The 19,779-nt window shown below is 38.5% G+C and carries 18 protein-coding genes; 11 read left to right on the forward strand and 7 right to left on the reverse strand.

What is annotated here, in order from left to right; translation table 11 throughout:
- Positions 1 to 29: 29 nt before the first annotated feature.
- From smc to ligA, 3 genes are read left to right on the forward strand one after another with little or no spacing between them, the layout of a single operon-like run.
- Complete coding sequence (smc, locus tag TASI_RS02475; RefSeq protein WP_014111181.1) at positions 30 to 3,551, forward strand: chromosome segregation protein SMC; 3,522 nt, start codon at positions 30 to 32, stop codon at positions 3,549 to 3,551.
- Positions 3,552 to 3,576: 25 nt separating this feature from the next.
- Positions 3,577 to 4,626 (forward strand): cell division protein ZipA C-terminal FtsZ-binding domain-containing protein, encoded by a 1,050-nt coding sequence (locus tag TASI_RS02480; protein WP_014111182.1) that lies wholly within the window; start codon positions 3,577 to 3,579, stop codon positions 4,624 to 4,626.
- 1 nt (position 4,627) lies between these two features.
- Positions 4,628 to 6,676: an NAD-dependent DNA ligase LigA gene (gene ligA, locus TASI_RS02485; protein WP_014111183.1), complete on the forward strand. Its 2,049-nt coding sequence runs from the start codon at positions 4,628 to 4,630 to the stop codon at positions 6,674 to 6,676.
- 39 nt (positions 6,677 to 6,715) lie between these two features.
- Here ligA and TASI_RS02490 read toward each other — a convergent pair whose 3' ends face one another.
- Genes TASI_RS02490 through TASI_RS02500 form a run of 3 tightly spaced genes read right to left on the reverse strand, consistent with a single transcriptional unit; the run spans position 6,716 to position 8,340 of the window.
- Positions 6,716 to 7,492 (reverse strand): peptidylprolyl isomerase, encoded by a 777-nt coding sequence (locus TASI_RS02490; protein WP_014111184.1) that lies wholly within the window; start codon positions 7,490 to 7,492, stop codon positions 6,716 to 6,718.
- Between the two features lie 22 nt (positions 7,493 to 7,514).
- Positions 7,515 to 7,787, reverse strand: coding sequence for a BolA family protein (locus tag TASI_RS02495; RefSeq protein WP_014111185.1), 273 nt, complete (start codon positions 7,785 to 7,787; stop codon positions 7,515 to 7,517).
- A complete protein-coding gene (locus tag TASI_RS02500) occupies positions 7,771 to 8,340 on the reverse strand; it encodes a septation protein A (RefSeq protein WP_014111186.1) in 570 nt (189 codons plus the stop codon). Before TASI_RS02500 ends, TASI_RS02495 begins: the two co-directional genes overlap by 17 nt.
- Before the next feature lie 127 nt (positions 8,341 to 8,467).
- Between TASI_RS02500 and TASI_RS02505 the strand changes: the two genes are divergently transcribed.
- From TASI_RS02505 to TASI_RS02535, 7 genes are all read left to right on the forward strand, one after another.
- The gene (locus TASI_RS02505; protein WP_014111187.1) at positions 8,468 to 9,640 is read left to right on the forward strand and encodes an ABC transporter substrate-binding protein; all 1,173 of its coding nucleotides are present in this window, start codon (positions 8,468 to 8,470) and stop codon (positions 9,638 to 9,640) included.
- A gap of 12 nt (positions 9,641 to 9,652) precedes the next feature.
- On the forward strand, positions 9,653 to 10,819 hold the full coding sequence (locus tag TASI_RS02510; RefSeq protein ID WP_014111188.1) for an ABC transporter substrate-binding protein: 1,167 nt from the start codon (positions 9,653 to 9,655) through the stop codon (positions 10,817 to 10,819).
- Positions 10,820 to 10,879: 60 nt separating this feature from the next.
- Positions 10,880 to 12,007 (forward strand): ABC transporter substrate-binding protein, encoded by a 1,128-nt coding sequence (locus tag TASI_RS02515; protein WP_420804477.1) that lies wholly within the window; start codon positions 10,880 to 10,882, stop codon positions 12,005 to 12,007.
- Between the two features lie 75 nt (positions 12,008 to 12,082).
- Positions 12,083 to 13,123, forward strand: a complete 1,041-nt coding sequence (locus tag TASI_RS02520) for a branched-chain amino acid ABC transporter permease (RefSeq protein ID WP_014111190.1) — start codon at positions 12,083 to 12,085, stop codon at positions 13,121 to 13,123.
- Positions 13,123 to 14,916: a branched-chain amino acid ABC transporter ATP-binding protein/permease gene (locus TASI_RS02525; protein WP_014111191.1), complete on the forward strand. Its 1,794-nt coding sequence runs from the start codon at positions 13,123 to 13,125 to the stop codon at positions 14,914 to 14,916. The genes TASI_RS02520 and TASI_RS02525 overlap by 1 nt, the downstream gene beginning before the upstream one ends.
- Complete coding sequence (locus tag TASI_RS02530) at positions 14,909 to 15,649, forward strand: ABC transporter ATP-binding protein (RefSeq protein ID WP_014111192.1); 741 nt, start codon at positions 14,909 to 14,911, stop codon at positions 15,647 to 15,649. The genes TASI_RS02525 and TASI_RS02530 overlap by 8 nt, the downstream gene beginning before the upstream one ends.
- A gap of 97 nt (positions 15,650 to 15,746) precedes the next feature.
- On the forward strand, positions 15,747 to 15,983 hold the full coding sequence (locus TASI_RS02535; RefSeq protein WP_014111193.1) for a hypothetical protein: 237 nt from the start codon (positions 15,747 to 15,749) through the stop codon (positions 15,981 to 15,983).
- Between the two features lie 20 nt (positions 15,984 to 16,003).
- On the opposite strand, the gene nth is transcribed toward TASI_RS02535, so the two are convergent.
- The 4 genes from nth to fdxA are packed head-to-tail and all read right to left on the reverse strand — an operon-like array spanning position 16,004 to position 18,395.
- Positions 16,004 to 16,651 (reverse strand): endonuclease III, encoded by a 648-nt coding sequence (nth, locus tag TASI_RS02540; RefSeq protein WP_014111194.1) that lies wholly within the window; start codon positions 16,649 to 16,651, stop codon positions 16,004 to 16,006.
- Complete coding sequence (locus tag TASI_RS02545) at positions 16,648 to 17,259, reverse strand: RnfABCDGE type electron transport complex subunit B (protein ID WP_014111195.1); 612 nt, start codon at positions 17,257 to 17,259, stop codon at positions 16,648 to 16,650. The genes nth and TASI_RS02545 overlap by 4 nt, the downstream gene beginning before the upstream one ends.
- Positions 17,260 to 17,265: 6 nt before the next feature.
- Positions 17,266 to 18,060, reverse strand: coding sequence for a ferredoxin--NADP reductase (locus tag TASI_RS02550; protein WP_014111196.1), 795 nt, complete (start codon positions 18,058 to 18,060; stop codon positions 17,266 to 17,268).
- An 8-nt stretch (positions 18,061 to 18,068) separates the two neighbouring features.
- Positions 18,069 to 18,395 carry a ferredoxin FdxA gene (gene fdxA / locus TASI_RS02555; protein WP_014111197.1) on the reverse strand — a complete coding sequence of 109 codons (327 nt, stop codon included), beginning with the start codon at positions 18,393 to 18,395 and terminating at the stop codon, positions 18,069 to 18,071.
- A gap of 135 nt (positions 18,396 to 18,530) precedes the next feature.
- Here fdxA and pncB point away from each other — a divergent pair, with 135 nt between their 5' ends.
- A complete protein-coding gene (gene pncB, locus TASI_RS02560) occupies positions 18,531 to 19,775 on the forward strand; it encodes a nicotinate phosphoribosyltransferase (protein WP_014111198.1) in 1,245 nt (414 codons plus the stop codon).
- Positions 19,776 to 19,779 lie beyond the last annotated feature (4 nt).

Below are 19,779 nucleotides of genomic sequence, written 5' to 3' on the forward strand. Positions count from 1 at the left end.
ATTAATAACAATTAGAAATCATTTGACACGTGAGATTAACACATATAAAACTTTCAGGATTTAAATCATTTGTTGAAACCATAGACATTGCCATCCCTAGTAATTTGGTAGGTATAGTTGGTCCAAATGGATGCGGTAAATCCAATATTATCGATGCAGTAAGATGGGTCCTTGGGGAAAGTAAAGCCTCTGAATTGCGTGGTGAATCCATGCAAGACGTTATTTTTAATGGGTCTACTAACCGTAAGCCAGCTGGTAGATGTTCTGTAGAGTTAGTGTTTGATAATTCAGAGGGTCGTCTACAGGGTCAATGGAGTTCATATACTGAAATCTCTATTAAGCGCGTATTAACTAGAGAAGGTAGCAGTAGCTACTACATAAATAACCAAAGTGTTAGGCGTAAAGACGTTTATGACGTATTTCTAGGGACAGGTCTTGGTTCACGAGGGTATGCAATTATTGGTCAGGGCATGATTAATCGCATAATCGAAGCTAAACCTGAGGAGATGCGAGTTTATTTGGAGGAAGTTGCAGGAGTTTCCCGTTATAAAGAGCGTAGAAGAGAGACGGAAAATCGCCTATCTGATACCCAAGAAAATCTGCAAAGGGTAAATGATATTGAATCGGAACTCGATAAGCAGATTGAAAAACTTAATGTTCAGTCTGAAGAGGCCTCTAAATATAACACCTTAGTTTCAGAAGCTCAGAAAATGGAGCACGTATTCTGGTATTTAAAAGAAGCTTCTGCACTAAAAGATCAAATATCAATAAAAGAAAAACTAGCCTCTAGTACAACCGAATTAGAAAAGCTTATGGCTGAGTTAAAAACTGCTGAGCTTGAAGTAGAAAATAAACGACAAGCCTATCAATCAGTTAGTGACAGTATGAGGGATGCTCAAGCAGGATTCTATGAGACAAATAATTCAGTTATTAAATTAGAGTCTGAAAGCAAGCATTTATCAGATGCAAAAACAAGACTTAATGAACAGAATAAGCAACTGTCGGAAAAACTGCTTCAATGGAAGGACCAGATAAAATTTTTGGATGAAGAATTATCTAAAAATGACGTAGATATAGCTTCAAAGAAAAATTTACTTGATGATTTGAAAACTCAAGAAATTGAATTATCTAAGGGGCTGCCTGAACTCGAGAGCATTGCCCACCAATCATCAAGACAAAAAGATGAAAGAAGGTCTGAAATAGGTAAATTAGAACAAGCCATCGCACTACTTAGACAGAAAGTTCAGGATTACGAAAGAAATAAATCTAGACTTTCATCCAAAATGGAGTCACTTAACAAGGAAAAGAGCTCGATTGATATCCCCAAGACTGATGGTACTGAGATGCTTGTTAAACAAATGACATCATTGACAGATAAACAAGCGGTTCATGAAGAAGAATTCTTTAAATTAGAAGAATCCTTGGGTGTAACTTCGAAGGCTTTAAATAAAGCTAGAGAAATTGCGGATGAGGATTTAAAAAATTATTCTCAAAGCAATGCAAAACTTACAGCTCTTCAGAATTTACAAAATGAAATTCAATCTAAAGGTGCTTTAGAAGCTTGGCTTAAAAAACATGATTTATCAAGTTCAAAGCGTTTATGGCAGCAAGTACATATTGAACCTGGGTGGGAGGTAGCCCTTGAATCTGTACTAAGAGAGAGATTGATGGGTGTTGAAATACAAAATATTCTAGATATCAAAGAATTTCTATCTTCTAAGCCGCCTGCTCGATTCAGTTTTTTTAAGAAAATAACTCAGTTTATAGAGCCACAAAGTTCAGACTTTAATTCTCTATTCTCAAAGCTTAAGGTTCATGATCAAGACTTAAAAAATTCTTTGCATAAGTGGCTTGGCGGCATTTTTGTATTAGAGAATCTTGAAGGGCTGGATGCGAAAATTCAGACATTAAAAGCTGGTGAATGTTTTGTAAGCAAAGAAGGCCATATTATCGATGAGACGGGAGTTTTATTATATGCACCCGAGAATGAACAGGCTGGAATTCTTGCTAGACAGCAGGAGATAGAAAATCTCGAAAAATTAACTAAGGCTCAGAAACTTCAATCAAATGAATCAAATGAAAAATTAAATAATTTAATAAGTGAATCTAATCGTTTACAACAACAGCTAGAAACTTCACGAGTTAATTTATCAAACATTACTAAACAAATTCATAATTTAGAAATTGAGCAGAACCGTCAGAAAAGTAAACTCGAGCAAGCATTAGTTTTAAGCGAAAGACTAGATAAAGACCTTGCTGAGACAAAAACTCAATTAAATGAAGTAGAAAAAGCAATTGTAGGCTTTGAAGAAGATTTGCATACAGAAGAAGCAAATCTTAAGGTTTATAAAGATAAGTTTAGAGAACTTCAAAATGAGAGTGCTCAAAAATACGATAATTACAATGCATTACTCAATAAAGTGCAGTCCATAAGGGCTGATATTCGAGAGGCTAAACTTTTATTTGAATCGCTCGGTTCAAGAAAAAGTGAGCTGGAGAGAAACAAGGGCATTGCCACCAAGCAAATTGAAACTTTAACTCTTGAACAAGAGAGATTAAATAATGATTTGTTAGGTTTTGATGAAGCGGCATGTAATACTGCATTGCAAGAGGCTTTAAATTTAAGAGAAGCTAAATCACAGGCATTAAACGATATAAAAATTTCTCTAGATAATGTTGCATTTGAACTTAAGAAAATTGACGAGAATCGTCTCACAATTTCGCATAATATTGATCCATTGAGGGATGCAATTACTAAGCTTCAACTCGATGAGCAGGCGGCACGCATTCAAGCAGAACAATATTCTGAAAAATTAAATGAGGCTCAAATCTCTAGAGCTCACATAAAAGACGAGTTAGTTGAGCTGCCTTCAGAGTGGTCAAAAGTCACGTGGTTACAGTCTCAAATTGCCAATAGGCACAGACAAGTTGAAGCTATGGGTGCCGTCAATTTAGCGGCTCTTGAGGAATTAGAACAAGCCAATGAGAGAAAGCTGTTTCTTGTAAAACAAATAGATGACTTAGAGGAGGCCATTGTCACATTAGAAGATGCAATATATAAAATCGATAAAGAGACTAGCGAGCTTTTATCGAACACTTTTAACGAAGCGAACAAGCATTTTGCAGATATGTTCCCGAAACTATTTGGTGGCGGTGAGGCAAAACTTCGATTGATAGGGGATGAGATTTTAAGCTCTGGAGTCGAGGTCATGGCTCACCCTCCTGGAAAAAGAAATACTTCAATTCATTTACTTTCTGGGGGCGAGAAAGCATTGACAGCAATAGCTTTGGTATTTGCTTTATTTAAATTGAACCCTGCGCCATTTTGTTTGCTCGATGAAGTTGATGCACCTTTAGATGATGCGAATACTGAACGGTACGCCAAGCTTGTATCTGAAATGAGTAAAGATATTCAATTTATATTTATTTCTCACAATAAAATTGCTATGCAAATGGCTCATCAGTTAATTGGTGTAACACAGCAAGAACAAGGCGTATCAAGAATTGTGGCTGTAGATATTGAATCTGCTGTAAAATTGGTTGATAGTTAATTTCAAAAACCAAGGCTTACATTATATGTCTAATATGCAAATTGGTATTCTATTGCTCGGAGCCTTTGCGGTTCTAATAGTTTTAGTCTATAACTGGTGGCAGGAAAAAAAGATTGAAAAACGCATCGGCGAGCAGTTTCCACATACCGATCAGGATCCCTTACTAGGTCCAGATCATAATCTCGGCTTGCATAATTCCATCAATCCAGTAGTTGATGAATCCTCGGTCTCATCCAAATCTATTTTGGCTTCTCGTCAAGAGCATGATGCAGAATCTATAGATCATATAAGTGAAGCGGTATTTGATATAAATTTTCCTGAAGCTATAAACGGAAATAAGCTTTTACATCATATTCGTGATATGAAACTCGTTTTTAGTAAGCCTATTCGTTTTTTTGCTCAGACGCACGATAACTATCATAGAGCTTCTATAAAATCTGATGAATCTTATAGCTCATTGCAACTTGCTGTTGTATTAGCTAATCGTAGTGGTCCACTTTCATCAGAAGAATGGGATGCAGCCTATTCATATGCGGATAACGTGGCGAATGCGTTTGACGGAAGTGTTGAATATAAACCTAAAGAACAAGTTTTAAAACAAGCTCAAGAATTCGATCTCTTATGCATGGAACTAGATGCAAGAGTTGGCGTTAAGCTTATATTAAATGGTCCGCAACCCGTTAAGGCTGTTATAGAAATTGCTGAAAGACTTGGTTATAGCGAATATGGTCTTGGGCATGTCATGCTTGACGAAAATAATAATGTGCTTTTTCATCTTTTGCTCGATGGTGAATATAGCACTCAGGTTAGATCCGCTGGAGTTGAGTTTGTAGAACTAATTATTGATGTTCCAAATAGTAAGCCAATTGAAAATCCTTTTTCAAATTTATGCGATCATGCTTTCAAACTAGCTTCTGCACTCGATGCAAGTGTAGTAGACGATAACGATAAACCGCTAACTTCTACCGATCCTGTGATTCCAGAAATTGATTCGCAGCTACTGCAGGTTTATCAGGAATTAGCTCAAAATGGCTTCCCAGCTGGTTCTGAGCGTGCTAGAAGGGTATATCACTAATATGTCTGAAGAGGACTTTTCAGATTACGAATCCCTTAAAACCCAAATTGCTGAACACGATAGGGCTTACTATATCGAAGACAATCCTAAGATTTCTGATGCCGAGTATGACGGTCTGATGAGAAGATTGCTCGAATATGAATCATTACATCCAGAATGGGTTACTCCTGATTCTCCATCACAAAGAGTAGGCGGTGAAGCACTAAAAATATTTAACTCAGTGCGTCACACTGTTCCTATGCTTTCTTTGGGGAATGTATTTAACACTGAAGAACTGACTGCTTTTTATAATCGCATGGTTGAGGCCTGCGGCACTAGAGACATTGAATTTAATTGCGAACCGAAATTTGATGGTCTAGCCATTACTTTGCGATACGAACAAGGTTTGCTTAAGTATGCGGCTACAAGGGGCGATGGGCAAACTGGAGAGGATGTAACGGCTCAAGTAAAAACTATCCGTACAGTGCCTATAAAATTAAATAGACCAAATGAGGGAACATTGCCAGAGGTCATTGAGGTTAGGGGCGAGGCCTTAATGTTCAAACGCGATTTTGAGAAATTAGTTAAATTTCAAAAAGAGCAGGGCGTGCAAACCTTTGCGAACCCTAGAAATGCCGCCGCAGGAAGTCTTCGGCAACTTGACCCTAAGGTTACCTCAAAAAGAAATCTACGTTTTTATGCTTATGGCTTAGGAGAGTTTAAATCCTCTAATTCTAAGGGCATTTTTAAGAATCAGAGTGAACTTTTGGATTATTTTTTGTCTCTTGGTTTTAATGTTACAGAGCATAGAGAAGTGGTCTATGGAATGGAAGGGCTACTTGGATTTTTTGAAACTATGAAGGAGAAAAGGGAAGCATTGCCATTTGATATCGATGGAGTGGTCTATAAGGTGAACGACTTCTCACTTCAAGAAAAAATTGGCTATATCTCAAAGGCTCCTCGATTTGCCATTGCTCATAAATTCGCAGCCGAACAAATGCAAACAAAACTTCTCGATATAGAAGTTCAAGTTGGCAGAACTGGGGCTCTCACACCAGTAGCAAAATTAGAGCCCGTATTTGTGGGTGGGGTAACGGTACAAAAAGCTACTCTTCATAATGAGGATGAAATTGCTCGCAAAAACCTAATGATAGGTGATACAGTTATTGTGCGAAGGGCAGGAGATGTAATCCCAGAGGTAATGGAGTCATTGCCAGAATTGCGGCCTGCAGATGCACGCAAATTTATAATGCCTACGAGCTGCCCAGTATGCGGATCTGCTGTAGAAAAGCCTGAAGGTGAAGCAGTTGCACGTTGCACGGGCGGGCTATTTTGTGCGGCGCAAGTTACACAAAGCATAATTCATGCGGTATCTAGAAAAGCCCTAAATATCGATGGTTTAGGCGATAAGCATATTCAAAAATTAGTCAGCAGTGGAAAGATTAATCATTTAGATGATTTATATCGTTTAAGCGTCTCAGATTTAAATGTTTTAGGCCGTAATGCCGAGGAATCAAAATTAGAAGTCTTAGCTCCAACTCTGCACGCACGCATTCAATCTAGTAAATCAACTACTCTAAGCCGTTTTCTTTTTGCATTAGGAATTCGTCATGTTGGAGAAACTACAGCTAGGGATCTAGCTAAGCATTTTGGAGATCTGCAATCTATCATGACAGCTGATACTTCAAAATTAATTGAGGTCCCAAATGTTGGAGAAGTTATGGCAGACTCTATCCATAACTTCTTTAAAGAGCCACACAATAGAGAAGTTATAGAGAATTTATTGACTCTTGGGTTTGAACTAAAAGCTGAAGAGGAGAATATTTCTATAAATCCTGCAATTGCTGGACATAGCTTTGTAGTTACAGGCACACTTGAGAGTTGGAAAAGAGATGAAATTTCTCAAGTAATAATCTCCGCAGGGGGACGCATAAGTTCTTCTGTTTCAAAGAAAACTGATTATTTATTAATTGGCTCAGAGCCCGGTGATAGTAAACTTAAAAAGGCTCAGGAGCTAGGTACCAAAATTCTTACAGAGAGCGAATTTAAGGCTTTACTTCAAAAAAAATAATGGCCCAACTTGTGGGCCATAAAATTAAATCAAAGCAAATTACTTAAGATTAGTTTTGATTTTTGCTTTCTTTTTAAGCTCTTCAGTGTATTTGTTCACTTTCTCTAAAGATAGTGCACTAACAATTTCACGTTTAGACGCTTCATAAGATGGCAATGGAGTTGGACGCACATCATCCACCATAATTAAGTGATAGCCAAAATCTGATTTAACAGGTTGAGTTAGAACGCCGATTTTCGCCTCTTCCACAGCTTTACCGAATTGAGGTACGAAATTACTAGCAGGATGCCATCCTAAAACACCGCCACCACTAGCTGTACCGTGGTCAATAGATTCTTTTTTTGCTGTTTCAGCAAAATCGATTTTCTTTTCGTTTAATTGTTCGTAAATTTCTTTGGCACGAGCTTCATCTTTGACTAGGATATGACGAACGTTGTACTGTTTAATATTTCCTAGAGCTTTAATTTGTGAGTCGTAAAGTTTTTTGATATCTTCTTCTTTTACTGGATTTTTTTCAATATATTTTGAAAGCAAAGCAGTAGTTAGAATTTGATCGCGACTAAATTCGATTTGTTTAGCTACAGCTGGATCTTGATCAATCTTTTGTTTTTTAGCTTCTTGAATTAAAACTTCTCTAGTCACCAAATCTTCAAGAATGCCTTTTTTCTGCTCTTCAGTAAGTTTATTACCCTTAGCGATAACATTTGTAATTTCTTCAAACTCTTTGTTTGTAATGTTCACTCCGTTAACGGTAGCTACATTTTGTGCGTAAACTGGTAGAGCTAATAAAGATGCGACCAGTAAAATTTTTTTCATTAATAGTTCCTTTATTCAAATGTTAGATGGAAACTTCAGTCTTTATAGCTAAAGCGTGAATAGGATTTGGAATTATATCCTTAACTGCGTCTAAAACTACCCTTTGTTGTTCGACGCGACTTAATCCAGCAAATACTGGACTTGCTATAAAAACCCTAAAATGGCTTAATCCATTATTATAAGCGTTATGCCCTTTATGTAGATGAGATTCATTAAAAATTTTTAATTCTGTAGGCTTCAGCTTTGAAAGCCTCTCTCTTAGCAGTTCTTCGTGTTGTTTAAAATTTGGGCTCATCCGATTTTTTCTCATTTTGAATAACTGTCATATATTTTCCAAGCCATAAACTTTGTGAAATTGCGAATAAAAATGTAAGAATTGTGATTCCAAAGACCTTAAAGCTGGCCCACTGATCAGTCGTAAATCCCCCCCAAAAAGCCACATATAAGTTGGCAACGCCCACGATCACAAAAAATGATATCCATGCAACAGCCATTTTATTCCATGCATGTTTGGGCATAGAAATTTGCTTTCCCATTAATGACCTTATAAAGTTTTTCTTAAATAACAAACCAATTAACAATATGCCAGCAAAACACCATGTCAAAACCGTTGGTTTCCACTTAATAAATGTTTCATCATGAAGTAGAATTGTAGCCCCACCAAATACGACAATTATTGAGAGATTTACCCAATGGATTGCTTCGATAGGTTTTTTAGAAATGTAAAGATAGAGAATTAGTGCGATTGATGCAGCTATTGCTACCGCAGTAGCTACGTAAATGTCATAAATTTTTAAAGCGATGAAAAATAAAAGTAGTGGAAGAAAGTCAGAAAATATTTTTTTCATAAATAGGTAATATCCCTAATGACTAATAGTGGTTTATAAATATACTAAATAAAGAGTATAGATTAAATCTAGTACTCTTTATTTTTATAACCATCTTTTTTTCTCATTTTATTTTCGGAGATTAATTATGAAAAGATTTGCATTATTTGCATTAAACGCAGTTCCTATGATGGCCTTAGTTAGCGCAGTTTGGGCTCAGCAGCAGATTCGCATCGGTGTTTCCGTATCTGCCACAGGTCCTGCAGCTTCGTTGGGGATACCGGAGAAAAACACCGTCGAAGTACTGGATAAAAATTTTAACGGTATTCCAGTCGAGTATTTTGTGTACGATGACACTGGAGATACTGCAACTGCAGTGCGCAATATGCGTAAGTTAATCTCCGAAAACAAAATAGACGCAATGATAGGAAGTTCAATTACAGCCCCAACATTAGCTATGATTGACGTTGCTGCGGAAACAAAGACTCCCTTAGTGAGTATGGTAGGGAATAATGTTGTAGTTGTTCCTGTAGAAGGTCCAAAAAAGTGGTCTTTTAAAACATCTCCAAATGATGCCTCTATGGCTACAGCTTTGCTTTCAGCTATGAAAAAGCAAGGAGTCAAAACTTTAGGCGTAATTGGATTCGCTGATGCTTACGGGCAAGGATGGCTAGAACAAATTAAGATTGTTCTTAAGGACTCTGAAATAAAAATCGTTGCTGAAGAAAGTTATGCCAGAAATGACACCAGTGTAACTGGACAAGTTCTCAAAATAGTGGGTAAGAAACCTGATGCGGTTTTAGTTGCAACGGCTGGAACGCCAGGAGCATTGCCAACAAGAGAATTAAAAAGCCGTGGTTTTAAGGGACAGATTTACCATACTCATGGTTCTGCTAATATCGATTTTCTTCGCGTATGCGGAAAAGCTTGCGATGGCGTGATATTGCCAGCAGGTCCTGTTTTAGTGGGTGATCAGTTAGAAGACTCTCATCCATCTAAAAAAATTAGCCAAGAGTACAAAACCTTATACGAAAACAAATTCGGACAAGGGTCTATGAGTACTTTTGGTGCACATATGTTTGATGCCGATTTAGTCATCAAAACTTCAATGAAAAAAGTTCTCGATTCTGGATTAAAACCTGGAACCGAGGAATTTAGAGTAGCACTTCGAGATGCGATGGAAACTTCGAAAGAGGTGATTGGTACCCAAGGTGTGTACAACATGACAAAAGACGACCACACAGGTCTTGATGAAAGATCTCGTGTGTTAGTAAAAATAGAAAATAATAATTGGGTATACAAGCCCGAACTACTTAAATAATTGGGGAATTTAATGAACTTAAAAAATTCAATTTCTGCCATTGCTTTGATGGCAGCTTCTGCGTCATTATTAGCACAAGAAGTAATTAATATTGGTGTAACTGTTCCAGCTACTGGTCCAGCTGCATCTTTAGGCATACCACAAAAGAATACTCTTGAAGTGTTATATAAAGAGATAGAAGGTGTGCCTGTGAAGTTTACGTTTTTGGATGACGGCGGTGAGACTGCGACCGCAGTGAAAAATATGAGAAAACTAATCTCCGAAAACAAAATCGATATTATGTTTGGTAGTTTAGTTACTGCACCTACACTTGCTATGTCTGAAGTGGCTCACGAAACTAAAACTCCATTGATTGGATTTACAGGAAATAAAAACACTGTAGTACCTATGGATGAAGACAAAAAATGGGTATTTGAAGCAGCTCAAACCGATGAAATTATGGCTAAAGCTATTTACGATGCGATTAAAAAACAAAACGTAAAAAAATTAGCCATCATTGGATTTAACGATGCATATGGTCAATTATGGGCTCGAGAAATGCAAGGTGTTCTAAAAGATAGTGACGTTGAAATAGTCGCAAACGAGAGCTTCGCACGTAAAGACACTAGTGTTTCTGGTCAAGTATTAAAGATTCTATCTAAAAAACCAGATGCAGTTTTAGTAGCAACTTCTGGAACGCCAGGAGCATTGCCAACTAGAGAGCTAAGAACTCGCGGCTTCAAGGGCATAATCTACCACACTCATGGATCGGCAAATGGAGATTTGTTAAGAGTATGTTCTACATCATGTGAAGGTGTGATTCTTCCAATTGGTCCAGTTGTAATTGCAGATCAAATTGAAGATTCTAATCCAACAAAAGCAGTTGCATTATCTTATATTGAGCCCTATGAGCAAAAATTCGGTAAAGGTTCGGCAAATGCTTTCGGGGCATATATCTATGATGCAGCAATTCTAGCTAAGGCCGGTATTAGCGAAGTGTTGAAAAAAGGCATTAAACCTAGCAGCGAGGAATTCAGAGTCGCATTAAGAGATGCACTAGAGAACGTTACAGAAGTCGTTACGACTCAAAGTGTGTTCAATATGACTCCTGAAAATCACTCAGGCATTGATGATAGATCTAGAGTACTTGTTGAAATTAAAGACAACAAGTGGGTTTATAGACCCGACCTACTAAAGTAAGGAATCTTGATGATATTAAAAAAAGTCATTCTAAATAACTTGCTGGCTTCCTCTGCTCTTATGTTATCAACATCTTTGATGGCACAAAATGCCATTAATATTGGGGTAACTGTATCTGCGACTGGACCAGCTGCATCTCTTGGTATTCCACAAAAAAATACTGTGGAAATTTTGAATAAAGAGATTAATGGAATACCTGTGAACTATATTGTTTACGATGATGCGGGTGATACAGCTACTGCAGTGAAAAATATGCGTAAGCTTATCTCTGAAAATCATATCGACGCTATCATTGGTAGCTCGGTTACAGCAGCATCATTGGCTATGGTTGAGGTAGCAGCAGAGACTAAAACCCCTATGGTTAGCATGAACGGTAATATCATAGTTGTAACTCCGCAAGAAGGTGCAAAAAAATGGGCTTTTAAAACAGCTCAAAATGATGCACTAATGGCTCAAGCTCTTAAAACAGCTATGCAAAAACTTAAAGTAAAAAATCTTGCAATTATCGGATTTGCAGATGCTTATGGTGAAAGCTGGGCTAAGGAGATGAAAGCCGCACTTGAAGGAACTGATATTAATGTCGTGGCTAACGAGAGTTTTGCTCGCAAGGATACAAGTGTCACTGGGCAGGTACTTAAAATTCTAGGAAAGAAACCTGATGCGGTGTTAGTAGCTACATCGGGGACACCTGGGGCATTGCCAAATAGAGAACTTCGATCTAGGGGCTTTAAGGGACTTATATTCCACACTCATGGATCTGGAAATGGAGATTTTCTAAGAGTTTGCCCTTCTGCATGTGAAGATGTAATCCTACCTATTGGTCCAGTGGTCGTTTCTGAACAGCTTAACGATGATCACCCTTCCAAAAAAATAGGATTAGAATATAGAAAACTCTATGATGCGAAGTTTGGAGAAGGTTCTACTAATGCTTTTGGGGCTTTTTTATTTGATGCTGCAACTTTGGTTGAATCAGCTACTAAAAAAGTGCTCGAATCAGGTGTAAAACCTGGCAGTGAAGAGTTTAGAGTGGCTTTGCGTGATGCTATCGAACAATCTAAAAATGTTGTAGCTTCTCAAGGAGTATTTGATATGTCTCCAGAGGATCACACAGGCTTAGATGAGCGATCTCGCGTTATCGTTAAAGTTAAAGATGGGAAGTGGGTTTTACAACCTGATCTTCTCGAATAAATTGATATGTAAGAGTAATTAAAATAGGCCTGACTTGTTAAAATAAAAAGTTATACAAAAAATTGAGAGATATCCATGGATTGGATGATAGCCAAAGTACTACTCCAAGATGGTCTTGTTACGGGTGTGATATATGCATTGATGGCTGTGTCGTTGGTGCTTGTATTTGCAGTAACCAGAGTCATTTTAATTTGTCAGGGTGAGTTTGTTTCCTACGGTGCACTGAGTTTTGCACTCATGGCACATGGACATACCCCTGGCACCATCTATCTATTGCCAGTTTTAGGCACCATCATATTTATCAAAGAATTAATCAATCGTTTTCGAGGACGGCATGTGATGTCGTTACTTTGGGCCTTTATATACTTTATTTTGCTACCTTTTGCAGTCATGTTTGGAGTGCCTCTTGTCCTTGAAACGCAACCAAATTTATGGGTAAAAGCTTTACTAGCACTAATTATTGTTGTGCCTTTAGGCCCTATGATTTATAGATTAGTTTTCGAACCTGTAGCTTCTTATAGCGTTTTGAATTTGTTGATCATTTCAATTGCTCTTCATTTTGCTATGGTTGGCACTGGCTTAATCGTGTTTGGAGCTGAAGGGTGGTTGGTTCAAGAACCTTTCTTTGATGGCGAAATTGAATTATTCGGTCTTCCTTGGTCATACCAAAAATTATTAGTAATAGGTTTGACATTCCTTACGATATTAGGATTATGGCTGCTCTTTGGTTATACGCTTATCGGTAAGGCTCTAAGAGCAACAGCTGTAAATAGAAGAGGTGCTCAATTAGTTGGGATAAGTACTTCTATTTCTGGTCACTTAACATTCTTGCTAACCGCATTTGTCGGTGCGTTGGCAGGAATTATGCTTGTGTCATTTATTCAAATTACATATGAGACAGGATTTATCATTGGTCTGAAAGGGTTTGTGGGTGCCATTATTGGAGGACTTGTTAGCTATCCAATAGCCGCATTTAGTGCAATTGGTGTTGCGATAATCGAGTCATTTACAACATTTTGGGCTTCCGATTACAAAGAAGTGATAGTGTTTACGTTAATATTGCCAGTTTTACTGATTCGCTCATTAACGACTACACATCATGAGGAGGACGAATAATGTATAAGATATTCGTCGCTATATTTGGAGCTATCCTTATATCGCTTCCACTTATACCAGCAACTCCTGAATTCTGGATTAATCAGCTAAATACAATTGGTATTGCATCTCTAGTGGCTTTGGGCCTTATTATTCTCACGGGCATAGGGGGCATGACCTCATTTGGTCAGGCTGCATTTGTAGGAATTGGTGCTTATACGTCTGCTTATTTAAGTACAGCTTTGGGGTTTTCACCTTGGGTAGGCTTAGTTTGCGGGCTTCTACTTTCTTGCGTAATTGCTTTTATTTTAGGGCAACTTACTTTAAGGCTCTCAGGTCACTTTTTAGGATTAAGTACGATTGCTTTAAGCTTGGTTTTCTTCTACCTCTTTGGCAATATGGAGTTTCTAGGCCGTCATGATGGTATCCCAGGCATACAGCCTATATCATTGTTTGGTTTTAGTTTCCTCAAAGCAAGAGATATGTTTTATCTAATATGGTTTTGCGTATTTGCAGGAATTTTACTGAGCATTAATTTACTTAATTCTAGAAACGGTAGGGCTATATGTTCGCTTAAGCATGGTGCATCCATGGCTGAGTCATTTGGTATTAACACTCAGTCATATCGCATGGTTGCTTTTGTGTATGCGGCATTCTTTGCAGCGCTTGCAGGTTGGTTATATGCACATGAACAGAGGGCAATAAGTCCGAGTGCATTTAGCTTAAATTATGGTATCGAATATTTATTTATGGCTGTTATTGGCGGCTCAGTAAGTATTTGGGGTGCTGTAGTCGGTGCGGCTTTAGTTATTATCTTACGCGATCAAATACAGGCTTATGCACCTTTGTTTGTGGATGAGCGAGTAAACGTTGAGATTATTGTATTTGGCATAATGATGATATTGATTTTGCATTATGCACGCGGTGGATTGTGGCCAATCATGCTTGAGAAATTTTATCGTTTACTTGGGCAAAAAACTGTACCTTCACATGAATTAGAAATTAAGGATGGTACTGAAGATTTATCGAAAAGACCTAAACCACCTGTTGGTGAAGTAATTTTAGAAGCTCAAAATCTTCGTAAAACTTTCGGTGGCTTAGTTGCTGTAAATGATGTTAGTTTTAAGGTTGGTTCTGGTGAAATTATTGGTTTGATAGGACCAAATGGAGCTGGGAAAAGTACGACATTTAATTTGATTACGGGAGTATTGCCACTTACATCAGGAAAAGTGATTTTCCGCGGTAAGGATATAACAGGAGCTTCGGCACGCAAAATTGCAACTCTTGGAATTGGACGTACTTTCCAACATGTGCAGCTTTTGCCTGGTATGTCGGTGCTAGAAAACGTAGCTCTGGGAGCCCATCTGCGAGCACCTTCCTCAATTATTAGCAGTATTTTCCATTTAGAACGCGGTAAGGAATCTCAGCTTCTCAAAGAGGCTAAATACCAATGCGAACGCGTTGGTTTAGGCGATTACCTACACGAGCAAGCAGGCAGTCTTCCATTGGGTAAGCAGCGCATTGTGGAAATTGCACGTGCTCTTGCTCTTGACCCATCATTGCTGCTTTTAGATGAAGTGGCGGCAGGTTTGCGTTATATGGAAAAACAGCAGCTCTCTAAAGTACTGTCAGATTTGCGAGATGAAGGCGTGAGTATTCTTCTCGTTGAACACGATATGGATTTTGTGATGAATTTAACTACGAATTTGGTTGTTATGGATTTTGGCACGAAAATTGCTGAAGGAACACCAGAGGAAATTCAATCTAATCCAGCCGTGATTCAAGCTTATCTTGGGGTGTCAGACGATGAATAAATTATTAGAAATAAAAAATCTCTCTACATCCTACGGTAAAGTTAGTGCTCTTAATAATATCGATTTAAGTCTTGATAAAGGGCAGGTCGTTTCAGTGATTGGGGCAAATGGTGCGGGTAAATCTACATTGCTAAATTCGATTATGGGCTTATTGCCTAATAATGGAAAAAGTGAGGGACAGATTTTTTATAAAGGTGAGGATATATCTCATGATAAAACCGAGCACCGCATGCTTGCTGGTATCAGTTTGGTTCCTGAAAAGCGTGAGCTTTTTGCAAGCATGGAAGTAGAAGATAATCTTTTGCTTGGTGGATTTAGAAGGTTTTTAAATAGAGATCCTGAATTTAGAAAATCACTTGAGAGAGTGTATGAACTTTTTCCTCGCCTAAAAGAGAGACGAAAACAATTGGCTGGAACATTGTCAGGTGGAGAGCGTCAAATGCTCGCCGTGGGACGGGCCCTCATGTCGAATCCTACTTTGCTTATGTTGGATGAACCATCTTTGGGCCTCGCACCTTTAGTGGTTCGTGAGGTTTTTGAAATCGTTAAGCGATTAAAAGCAATGGGGGTTTCTATTTTGTTGGTTGAACAAAATGCTCGATCTGCTTTGAAAGTTTCCGATTATGCTTATGTGTTGGAGATGGGTGAGGTAAGTCATCATGGACCAAGCAGTGAGCTATTAAATGATCCTAAGGTAATTGAAAGCTATCTTGGATTTGGAAAAAAATCTTAAAAAAGAGTCACCCGTTGGGGTGGCTTTTTTTATCCTCGTATTCACTACTTAAACTTTATGAATTATCATTAATTTGATTTTAAATAGAGGACCAAAAATGACCAAAACCCCAAAAAGTTATCTTACGGAAGAAGAAAGGCAAAACTACTTGAAACAGGATCCTAGGGGTAAAATTTTAAATTTATCTGAATCCTTTGAAGCTTGCATGGCGGGGGATATTGATTCTGCATGGTTGTGGTTAGCCAAAGTTGATTTGTGTGAGAATACAAAAAGGAATTTGAGAAATTCTATGCCCAAAGAATTAATTGATGAATATGGTTTGAAAGTCGATTAAACCTTAAATTTATATGGGACTTATTTTCTAGTTGTTGCGGAAATTTTATCCTCGTATTCACATAAATCCGCTATCATACATTGCTCACACCTAGGTCTACGGGCCTGACACACATATCTCCCATGCAGGATTAGCCAATGATGCGAGTCTCGTGCAAATCTTCGCGGCACATGTCGCATTAAAGCCTTCTCCACCTCCAACACATTTTTCCCTTTGGCTATGCCCGTGCGATTCGCCACTCTAAATATATGCGTATCTACAGCCATCGTACTCTGTCCAAATCCCACATTCAGCACAACATTCGCTGTTTTGCGACCAACACCGGCTAATGATTCAAGAGCCTCTCGAGACGAGGGAACATTGCCACCGAACTTAAGTACTAAATCCTCGCATGTACGAAATACATTTTTCGCCTTAGTCTTATAAAGCCCTATGCTTTTAATCTTCTGCTCAAACTGCTCATATCCTAGGTCAAGCAGCTGTTGTGGTGTGAAAATATGATTCCAAAGATCGGCCGTCGCATAGTTCACAGAGCGGTCCGTTGCCTGTGCTGACAATATCACAGATATCAAGAGCTGAAAATTGTTCGTGTAGTGAAGTTCGGTTTGCGGATATGGATTCGCTTCATAAAAGCGCTCGAAAATTTGCTCACGTTTATGTTTATTCATTTTCTTGCCCGACGCTCCCGAGCTTTATTCAAAGCATCCATAATAGATGCTTTGCTATCTGAAGAATGGCTCTCTGACAAAGCCTCAAGCCGCTTTTGTTCTAAAATTTTATCGTCCTCGAGTCTTGCATTTCGTGCATGAAATCTCTCTCTGGCAATGCTCGCGTCGCTCTCACTCCATGGCTCTGGACTCAATTTCATCTCGATGCAATCTACGGGACAAGCCAAAACGCACAACTCGCATCCTGTGCAAAAATCGCTAATGACGGTATGCATCCATTTATTTGCACCAAGAATCGCATCCACAGGGCACACTTGTATGCATTTTGTGCAACCAATGCAATGCTCTTCGATAATACATGCTTTGTGCAGAGGCTTAGTTTCACCACACCCTGGGTCCACTGGTTTGACGACACTACCTGCCACTAAATTCGCAAGTTTCGCTACTACAGCATCACCCCCAGGCGGACAGCGATTAATATCCGCACCTTCGTAAACAATAGCTTTTGAGTATGCAAGACAGCCCGCATAGCCGCATTGCGTGCATTGTGTTTGTGGCAATGCCCCGTCAATCGCCTCTACAAGCCTTTCTTCAGAAAGTGTGTTCATCCACTTCTACCAATATTTTTCAACCGCAAGATTACCGATTGCACCTCTGCGGCCAGTCGCAAATCCTCGCTCTTTAAGCAACGCACGGGCCTCGCTTAGCATTTCAGGATTTCCGCAAAGCATAATGCAAGAGTCTTCCGAATTAATATCCAATCCTGAAAGTCGCACCAAATCACCGTCTTCGATTAATTTAGTAATTCTCGAAGAAGGCATCACAGCCCCTGACCATGGATGTACAAACTCAGATTCACGCGTAGGAAGTGGCAAATATGTAAAGCGATGCAAATACTTTTGCGATAATCCAAGCAATAAGTCCTCATAGCTTAGTTCCGCAGCAGTCCGCACTCCATGGCACAGAACAACATTTGAAAATAATTCCCACGTTTTTTGAGTTTGCAATATAGACAAAAATGCGGATAAGCCCGTGCCTGTCGCAAAAAGCCATAAGGTTTTACCGCCGTTTGGAAAATTATCTAAAGTCAAAAATCCAAAAGGAACTTTGTGTATGGCAATGCTCTCGCCTTCATCCAGTGCAAATAATTTCGGACTAAATTCTCCTGTAGGCACCAGTGTTGCGTAGAACTCTAAATAATCGGCTTCCTCTGGGTTAACCATTGAAAAGCCTCTCCAGATAGTGGGCTCTACTCCATGTCCAACTGGTAAACCTAATCGAGCAAATTGTCCTGCTTTAAATTCAAATTCACTAGGTCTATTTGTGATGAATGAATGCAGCTTTCCATCCACCCACTTAGTTACTTTGTTAATTGTTACTTTATGGTAATTGCTTTCTGAGGAGCTCATATTAAAGACTAGGGCTTAATAAGGTACTCAAGCTTATTAGGTTTGCCATTCCACTCCTCAGCATCAGGAAGAGGGTCAACAGATCTGCTGATTGGCTCAAAAAGAGGTGTCAATTCAGCATTAATTTTTATAAAGTGCTGCTGATCACTAGGCAAGTCTTCCTCAGCAAAAATAGCATCAGCTGGACATTCTGGTACACAGACAGCACAGTCGATACATTCATCAGGGTCAATTACTAAGAAATTAGGACCTGCTTTAAAACAGTCTACAGGGCATACGTCAACGCAATCGGTATATTTGCAACGGATGCAGTTGTCGCTAACTACGTGAGTCATGGTTAATCCAAATAAAAATTCTAATTATTTTGATGTAATATATAAATTTACATTTGATTTTAACCCATTTAAATCAAAGCCCTAGAAAGGCAATTGGATTGATAGGGTTTATAAAAGATTAATTGAAGAGCAATCATGATTATTAAATCACTTCTTGATACAGACCTATATAAATTTAGTATGATGCAAGCCGTTTTGCACCAATTTCCTAGTGCACAAGCGGAGTATCACTTTAAGTGCAGAACTGAAGGAGTAGATTTACAGCCTCTAATTCCAAAAATTCAAGAAGAGGTTGATTATCTTTGCTCTCTACAATTTACTGAAGAAGAACTTCAGTATATGGGAAGTTTTAGGTTTATAAAACCAGACTTTATCGAATTTCTTGGTCTATTCCATATGCCTAGAAATCGAATACATATTCAGGCTAGCGACGACGATAACGGAGGAATACAAATCATTGCCAAAGGGTCGTGGTTGCATACTATTTTATTTGAGGTGCCTGTCCTATCTATAGTTAATGAGCTATATTTCAGCCATAACTATCCAGATTTATATAAAACTGAAGGTAGAAAACGTCTTCACGCAAAAATTAATCAAGTGAAGACTGCTACAGAATTGCCTGATTTTGTATTTGCTGACTATGGCAGCAGACGCAGATTTTCAGCTGAATGGCATGATGAGGTCGTTAAAACTTTGGTTGAACAGCTTCCAAAACAATTTGTTGGTACTAGTAATGTTTTATTGGCTAAAAAACATAAAACTAAACCTTTGGGTACGATGGCTCATGAATTCTTGCAAGCATGTCAGGCTCTAGGACCACGCCTTAGAGACTCACAGGTATTTGCTCTTGAGACATGGGCTAAAGAGTACCGGGGAGACTTAGGTATTGCATTGTCTGACGTATATGGGTTAAATGCATTTTTGCGTGACTTTGATATGTATTTCTGCAAGCTATTTGATGGAGCTCGTCATGATTCTGGAGATCCTTATGAATGGGGCGAAAGGATGATTGAGCACTATAAGAAAAATCGTGTTGACCCTAGGACTAAAACTCTTGTGTTTTCGGATAGTCTTACATTTGATTTAGCCTTAAACATTGCCAGAAGGTTTGTTGGACGCGTTAAAACATCATTTGGTATTGGTACAAATTTAACAAATGATATGGGAGTCAAACCTCTTCAAATTGTTATGAAGATGGTCAGATGTAATGGTCAGCCCGTAGTTAAAGTTAGCGATGAACCGAATAAAACTATGAGTGTGGATCCAGAGTATTTAAATTATTTAAGATATGTTTTCGATTTGCCTAGAAATCAAGAACTAGAGGCAGGAGATCATCTTCTTAAAAGCAAGGCTCCTACTCAATTTGAAATTAAGGATTAATGAT

The organism is Taylorella asinigenitalis MCE3, assembly GCF_000226625.1.
Taxonomy (GTDB): Bacteria; Pseudomonadota; Gammaproteobacteria; order Burkholderiales; family Burkholderiaceae_B; genus Taylorella; species Taylorella asinigenitalis.

Coding starts and splice junctions, on each gene's coding strand:
- TASI_RS02480 (WP_014111182.1), top strand. CDS start 3,577: ATGTCTAATATGCAAATTGGTATTCTATTGCTCGGAGCCTTTGCGGTT.
- ligA (WP_014111183.1), top strand. CDS start 4,628: ATGTCTGAAGAGGACTTTTCAGATTACGAATCCCTTAAAACCCAAATT.
- TASI_RS02490 (WP_014111184.1), bottom strand. CDS start 7,492: ATGAAAAAAATTTTACTGGTCGCATCTTTATTAGCTCTACCAGTTTAC.
- TASI_RS02495 (WP_014111185.1), bottom strand. CDS start 7,787: ATGAGCCCAAATTTTAAACAACACGAAGAACTGCTAAGAGAGAGGCTT.
- TASI_RS02500 (WP_014111186.1), bottom strand. CDS start 8,340: ATGAAAAAAATATTTTCTGACTTTCTTCCACTACTTTTATTTTTCATC.
- TASI_RS02505 (WP_014111187.1), top strand. CDS start 8,468: ATGAAAAGATTTGCATTATTTGCATTAAACGCAGTTCCTATGATGGCC.
- TASI_RS02510 (WP_014111188.1), top strand. CDS start 9,653: ATGAACTTAAAAAATTCAATTTCTGCCATTGCTTTGATGGCAGCTTCT.
- TASI_RS02515 (WP_420804477.1), top strand. CDS start 10,880: ATGTTATCAACATCTTTGATGGCACAAAATGCCATTAATATTGGGGTA.
- TASI_RS02520 (WP_014111190.1), top strand. CDS start 12,083: ATGGATTGGATGATAGCCAAAGTACTACTCCAAGATGGTCTTGTTACG.
- TASI_RS02525 (WP_014111191.1), top strand. CDS start 13,123: ATGTATAAGATATTCGTCGCTATATTTGGAGCTATCCTTATATCGCTT.
- TASI_RS02530 (WP_014111192.1), top strand. CDS start 14,909: ATGAATAAATTATTAGAAATAAAAAATCTCTCTACATCCTACGGTAAA.
- TASI_RS02535 (WP_014111193.1), top strand. CDS start 15,747: ATGACCAAAACCCCAAAAAGTTATCTTACGGAAGAAGAAAGGCAAAAC.
- nth (WP_014111194.1), bottom strand. CDS start 16,651: ATGAATAAACATAAACGTGAGCAAATTTTCGAGCGCTTTTATGAAGCG.
- TASI_RS02545 (WP_014111195.1), bottom strand. CDS start 17,259: ATGAACACACTTTCTGAAGAAAGGCTTGTAGAGGCGATTGACGGGGCA.
- TASI_RS02550 (WP_014111196.1), bottom strand. CDS start 18,060: ATGAGCTCCTCAGAAAGCAATTACCATAAAGTAACAATTAACAAAGTA.
- fdxA (WP_014111197.1), bottom strand. CDS start 18,395: ATGACTCACGTAGTTAGCGACAACTGCATCCGTTGCAAATATACCGAT.
- pncB (WP_014111198.1), top strand. CDS start 18,531: ATGATTATTAAATCACTTCTTGATACAGACCTATATAAATTTAGTATG.